The 6,225-nt window shown below is 59.5% G+C and carries 6 protein-coding genes and 3 tRNA genes; all 9 read right to left on the reverse strand.

Going from position 1 to position 6,225, the window contains the following annotated elements; genetic code table 11:
- Window positions 1-96: 96 nt before the first annotated feature.
- On the reverse strand, window positions 97-669 hold the full coding sequence (locus Q0F21_RS04600) for an aminodeoxychorismate/anthranilate synthase component II (protein WP_297237831.1): 573 nt from the start codon (window positions 667-669) through the stop codon (window positions 97-99).
- Between the two features lie 27 nt (window positions 670-696).
- The gene (locus Q0F21_RS04605) at window positions 697-1,332 is read right to left on the reverse strand and encodes a YigZ family protein (RefSeq protein WP_297237833.1); all 636 of its coding nucleotides are present in this window, start codon (window positions 1,330-1,332) and stop codon (window positions 697-699) included.
- On the reverse strand, window positions 1,325-1,951 hold the full coding sequence (locus tag Q0F21_RS04610; RefSeq protein ID WP_297237834.1) for an HAD family phosphatase: 627 nt from the start codon (window positions 1,949-1,951) through the stop codon (window positions 1,325-1,327). The genes Q0F21_RS04605 and Q0F21_RS04610 overlap by 8 nt, the downstream gene beginning before the upstream one ends.
- Window positions 1,948-3,018 carry a S24/S26 family peptidase gene (locus Q0F21_RS04615; protein WP_297237836.1) on the reverse strand — a complete coding sequence of 357 codons (1,071 nt, stop codon included), beginning with the start codon at window positions 3,016-3,018 and terminating at the stop codon, window positions 1,948-1,950. Before Q0F21_RS04615 ends, Q0F21_RS04610 begins: the two co-directional genes overlap by 4 nt.
- A 157-nt stretch (window positions 3,019-3,175) precedes the next feature.
- Window positions 3,176-3,249, reverse strand: a tRNA-Arg gene (locus Q0F21_RS04620).
- Between the two features lie 49 nt (window positions 3,250-3,298).
- Window positions 3,299-3,372: transfer RNA gene (locus Q0F21_RS04625), tRNA-Arg, on the reverse strand.
- A 1,147-nt stretch (window positions 3,373-4,519) separates the two neighbouring features.
- A tRNA-Ser gene (locus tag Q0F21_RS04630) sits at window positions 4,520-4,604 on the reverse strand.
- Between the two features lie 33 nt (window positions 4,605-4,637).
- Window positions 4,638-5,651, reverse strand: coding sequence for a hypothetical protein (locus tag Q0F21_RS04635; protein ID WP_297237838.1), 1,014 nt, complete (start codon window positions 5,649-5,651; stop codon window positions 4,638-4,640).
- Window positions 5,652-5,669: 18 nt separating this feature from the next.
- On the reverse strand, window positions 5,670-6,225 hold a 556-nt coding region (locus Q0F21_RS04640; protein ID WP_297237839.1), incomplete at its 5' end, for a nitroreductase family protein.

Here is a 6,225-nt window from a genome sequence, read left to right on the forward strand (position 1 = left end):
CGTCCCACGGTCTCTCCGAGAGGTACTCGACCCTGGAGGTGAAACGCGGGGGCAAAGGTACGAAATATCTCCTTGCCCCTCAAGTCCCCGACCGAGTCAGAGAGTGCGACACCAGTCTCTCAGAAGCAGACCTCCCTGAGGGGTGAGTATACTCTCGGGATGGAACTGTAGCCCCGTCAGCGGGAGCGTCCTGTGCCGGATCGCCATCACCACCCCGTCCTCCACCGTGTCGGCCAGGATGCTGATCTGACTACGGCTCTCGTCGGTCTCCCTGAGGGCCCAGCTGTGGTACCGCCCTACGGTCATCGGCGGGTAGGATCGGTCTCGCCAAGTGATGCGCGACGCAACGCCATGCCGGGGGTGGTCCAGCCGATAGAGCTCCATACCGTAGAGCGTCCCTATCTCCTGATGCCCCATACAGACCCCGAGGACGGGGAGGGGCTCCAGTACCTCCGCCTGTCGTCTGAGGAAGCGGAGCGACAGGGGATGCTCCTCCACGACGCCGGGACCGGGCGAGAGCACCACACCGTCGGCACCGTCCAGGACGCCCGGCTCGGCGAGCGCCTCCTCGGGGATCACCCTCACCTCAGCCCCGCACCCCTCGCGGAGGAGCTGGGCAAGGTTGTAGACAAAGGAGTCCCGCTGGTCTATGAGATAGAGTTTTTTCATACGATATAGTAAAGGCTCCGGACACCCCTAAGAAGTTTGCTCCTCCGGGTCGGGGTCCATACGGAGGTAATAGAGCGACCGGGCAGCCTCGAGGAAGAGTGGCAGGCGGGCGTCCTCCACCGCCACCTGCCATATATATCCCTCCAGGTCGGAGGTGGAGTCAAGTGTCTCCGCCTCGTAGTCCCTCAGGAGCATCATCACCGGATTGATCCGATCGTAAGGGAAGCGCAGGGTGAGCGCGGTCGTGAGGAGCGTCTCCTCGATCGGCGCATCATCGAGCGCCAGTCGGGCCGCCTCGCGGTAGGCGACGATTAGCCCTGAGGTGCCGAGGAGCTTGCCGCCGAAGTAGCGTACCACAGTCACCACGACATTGGTCAGCTCGAGGGCATGGATCCTCCCGAGGATCGGCTTCCCCGCCGTGGAGGAGGGCTCCCCGTCATCGCTGCACCGCTCCTCCCGCTCCCGGATGCCGACCACATAGGCCCAGCAGCAGTGGCGTGCATCGTGGTACTTGGCGCGCTCCTCCTCGACCACTGCCATCGCCTCCTCCACCGAGGTGACCGGGACTGCCCGTGAGATGAAGCGACTCCGCAGCTCGCTGTAGAGCCCAGCTCCCTCCCCGGTGAGGGAGCGGTAGGAAGTGATGGGTGTCTCGTCACTCATGGCGGCGTAGCTTCTCCAGGTCACTCCGCCAGTCGGAGCCATTCATCGGGCGAAGGGTCCTCATCCCGAGCTGACTCGCTGCCCGGACATTCTCCTCCCGATCATCGATATAAATGGTCTCCCGGGGGTCCAGACCATTCTCCTCTAAGATCAGGTGGTAAAACCGAGGGTCGGGCTTCTTCATATGAAGGAGGTGAGAGGCGTAGCAGCGCTCGAAGTAGCTCTCCAGCGACTCGCCGGAGGGGAGGAAGCGGGGCGACCGATAGTAGTCGTAGAGGAAGGCATTGGTATTGGTGGCGAGGAAGAGCCGACAGTTGGTCAGCTGCTCCCGGAGATAGTCCAGCTTGTAGAGCTCCACCTCGCCCGCATAGCCGACGAGCGCCCAGGTAAAGTCCTCCACGGTGAGGGCATGACCATATCTCCGACGGACGAGATCGAGGCACTCTTCCTTGGAGAACCGTCCCACCTCCAGGTCAGGGAAGAGCCCCTCCGCAGGATAGGGCGAGAGCAGGTGGCGCGCCTCCACGAAGCCGAGCCGGTCGAAGCGGCGGAGACTCTCCTCAGGGCGGTCTATCAGCAACACCCCGCCCAGGTCGAAGATGATATTTCGGACACTCATACGGTCAGACGTCTGGAGACGATCTCGATGACATTATAGATCGCCACGACATCCGATACATGGAGGTCGAAGTCGTGGTAAAAGGGATTGAGCGAGTGTAGCCGGAAGAGTCCCCGGGCAGGATCCTGAGCCACCACCTGCTTGATCACGATCCCCTCGGTCCGGGTAACGAAGATGAAGTAGAGCCAGTCGCGGGTGTGGAGACCGTCGAGCCAGTAGTCCCGATCTACACTACGCGCCAGTACCCGGTCTCCCTCGGCAAGCCCCTTACTGGTGCCATCGTCCATCGAGTCGCCTCGTATGGTAAATATGCGATAGGTCCCGCGATAGGGGCGATCCACCGGCACCTCGATCATCCGCACGCCCTCCGGATCAGGGTCGCCGAAGCTGGTGAGCGTCCCGGCAACCGCCGGATCCTCGACGAGGGGAAACCTCATCGTCTGCGAGGGAATGTAAGGGATGGCTGTACTGATCGCCGCGGTCTCCTCATCCAGCTCCTCCGGTACCTCGTGCTCCTTGCGGGAGCCCTCAGGGGTCCTCAGCATCGGTCCGACTCCGGCATAGAGCCAGTCGCGGCTATACTTGGGGTACCGCTCCAGGATCTTGTCCAGCGTTCCGTCCTGCGGTCTCTGTCCATAGCGGGTGATGCGGAAGAGCGTCGATGCACTGCTCAGCCCAACCTCCTTAGTCATCTCTCCATAGGTGAGTCCCTCCCGCTCCATCAGATGGCTGACCCGGTCACTCCGGGTCGGATGAGGCGAAGTAGAGAAGACCTCCCCATCAGCGAGCATCTCCCCCACCCCATCCACCATCCAGTCGCGGGAGAATATGCCCTCAAAGGCTCCGAGGAAGGCATCGATCAGCCGAAGGGACATATAAGTCCCGCCTCGGGAGAGAGCGGATCGGACGGAGGACCGATTGACCCCCATGCGGAGCGCGACATCGTCGGTCGTCTCAACGAAATTGTGCGACCTCAGGTAGTCGTACGCCTGTAGCATACGATCCCGCTGTCCCTTCCGGGAGGCGGTCTTGCGGCTCCTCTGTTTTCTGGGCTTCTCCTTAGGCATAGTGCTTATACTTCCTATGCAAAGATAGTTATAATAATCACTTTTGCAAAGGATGAAGCAGGATCCCGAGGGGAGAGGGCATAAAAAGATGAAGCCCCCGATTGTCACAACCGGAGGCATCCAAAGTGATGTTTAACAAATTAAATACGCAAAAAAGTGACCCGGATAGGATTCAAACCTATAACCTTCTGATCCGTAGTCAGATGCTCTATTCAGTTGAGCTACCGGGCCGAAGTATGGTCACCCACACTCCGAGACAGTCAGTGCGACTGTCGGGAAGTGACTCGGATAGGATTCAAACCTATAACCTTCTGATCCGTAGTCAGATGCTCTATTCAGTTGAGCTACCGAGCCGTCAAGCAGATCTCCCGACCCCCGCTTGTGACTGCAAAGGTACAATATTTAGATAAGTTCTCCAAGGACTCCCGGCAGAGTCCGCAGGGCTAACGCATTGAGACCTTTGCAAAACGTTCTTTCGCCGAAAAAGCACCGCTTTTTCGGCAGGGACTTTGCAGAACACCTCAGATGCAAGGAACTGAGAGTGAGGGCGAAGGGAGTGTGATTACACACATGACCAAGCCCGAATCTCGAAAGTGACGCCGCAGACGGGGTATTATGCAAAGGTCTCGCATTTGAGTTTTACCTCGCCCACCCGATCCCGCAGGGGCTTACCCGCCGGTCCCCCTCCTCATTCACCCCGCCCCTGTACGATGCCACATTCATCCCCTATGCCACGGTAGGCGGATCCCGTCAGGGATCCCCGGTGCCGGAGAGTATTGTGCTGGGCAGGTAAGAGTTCGGTGAATTCTAAACCCGGGTTTAGTTTGGGGTCGCAGACCTGACGCATCTGAGCTATACAGTAAGCTATCTGAAGCCCGTCAGAGAGGCTGATGCTTAGGTATGCGGATGGGTGGTGTCTCTTATCAAGACTTTTGCAAAGGTCTCTTATCGCTCATCTCCGATGTGACGGCGACCCGCAAGGGGTCGGGATACGAAATAAACGCTTATACATCGGTCTTCGCCACTTCGTGGCTCGACCGATGCCTACGGACGGGCATCCTTGCGGATGCGGTTACGCTGCCGATGGACGAGTCTCAAACGCGTCAGCCCTGGCAATCTCACCTTCAAGGGAGACCTCCTCGCCGAGTTCGCCGACTTCCCCGGCGTGTCGCTGTAACCCATCCTAACCTGCTCTGAGTATACGAGAGACCCGCCTATACTCGCATAACCGAGTATAAGCGAGTCACTTGGGCGGATAGTGTCGCACCCTCCGGGGTGTGTGATTTGGAACAGGAGGTGACCACCCTACCCCGGGCGGTCACCTCTTTTTGTGTAGTTCTGAACGAGCTACTTAACACCCACATACCCCAAAATGGGGTAAATGGAAATTTGTACCCCATTTTTAGTCCAGTCCTACCCTCTTCCCCCACTTCTGAGCCACACGCAAGACACAGACAACCCGCTTATACTGCTGTAACCGAGTATAAGCGGGTTGTTCGGGCGGAGAGTGAGGGATTCGAACCCCCGGTAGCTTGCACTACAACGGATTTCGAATCCGCCGCATTCGTCCACTCTGCCAACTCTCCTTAGATGTGTGGCAAAGGTACGATATTTTTCGCTTAGAATCCGAACTGCACCTGCGTCCTGATGTGGTGCACCGGTCCGAAGCCCTCATCAGAGCCTAAGGTGCCGGGGAAGCGGTACTCGAGCTGCCAGCGGCACTTCTTGGCAAACCATCTCTGGACGCCCACCGTGCCGGTGAGGAGGCTCTCGCTCGCACTCCTGTCCGTCCGGAGCCAGTCGACTGCGCCGTAGAGCTCGAAGCTCTTCGGCAGGTGTCCCACCACCATGACATAGGCTCCGTCTCCGATCGTCTCATCTGTATCCGCGATGAGGTACTCGGCGGACAGGGTGACAGGGCGGTAGTCGAGGCTGAGACCGGCACTGACGCTGCTACGCTTGTACGGGTCTCCCGCCTTGATGGCTCCCCGGGTGCCCATCGCATGCATCTCGCCACCGAGGTAGGAGGTGTGGAGGGTGATGCCGCTGTAGGGGCGTACGTAGAGCGCACCGCCATACATCTTTGTGGTGCCGAGGTCGAGGGTATTCAGCCCCTGACCATTCATGACGGCAAGCTTGTAGGAGAGGATCTTGCCCCAGAGGTCGCCCGACAGCTCGAGCCCGATGTCTCGCCCGGAGGTGCCGCGGTAGAGCGGGTCACCGCTGACGCCGGCAAAGTAGCAGGTGGGCATCGTCCAGCCGGAGGTGAGGGGGAGGAGAGAGGGGGGGATCTGATTCTCCATGCCGAAGGGGGTCTTCATCTCCCCGATGCGGATCCTAAGCTGGGGCATCAGGGTATACTGCAGCCAGAGCTCCTTGAGCTTCGCCGGGCTGTGCATCTGGAAGAGGATCCCCATGCTCCAGCGGTCGGTGATCTGACCCTTGGCGACGAGGTTGATCTTATTGATGGCAAAGGTATTGGTCCCGCGGACATCGGGGCCGAAGGCAGCGTCGTAGTAGGTCTGCCCCCATCCGGTGACAGTGATGCGGTCACGGAGTTCGCCTGAGTCCTGTGCGGCGGCAGTGAGTGCGAGACCACTGATGGCGAGTAAGGTTAGGAGTATTTTCCTCATGATTATTGATGAAAAGGGTTAGATCGTCTTGACTAAGTCGTCCATGCTCTTCCGCTTGCGGGTCGGCTGCTTGGCGTCGGGGAGTGGGTAACCGAGAGCGAGGAGCGCGACGGGAGTCTCCTTCCCCATCTCCAGTCCCATATCCCGGGCGCAGAGGGGTCGGTCGAAGGCGTTGATCCAGACGGAGCCGATCCCGAGGTCCTCAGCCTGGAGCTGCATGTAGGCGATGGCAATGGCGGTGTCGGTGTAGAGGGAGTTGTCCCGCTTATCCGGATAGACGTAGGCTGCGGCATCCTCCCCCACGATCAGGAGCACCTCGCGGGCGGTACGGAAGTGGGCTCTATCGTACCACTGCTCCGCACGATCGCGCATCTCCCGGCTGCGGATCCGGTAAATGCGGAAGGGCTGATTATTGCACGCTGTAGGGGCCTGCACCGCCGCATCGAGGATCAGCTGCATATCCTCCTCCGGTATCTCGCGTGTCGTATCGCACTGACGGACGCTGTAGCGCTCCATCACTAAGTCTCTGAAGTCCATTTGTCTCTGCTCTATAGAGTGATCTCCCTCTATTCCA

It is taken from the genome of uncultured Porphyromonas sp., from assembly GCF_934359325.1.
Taxonomy (GTDB): domain Bacteria; phylum Bacteroidota; class Bacteroidia; order Bacteroidales; family Porphyromonadaceae; genus Porphyromonas_A.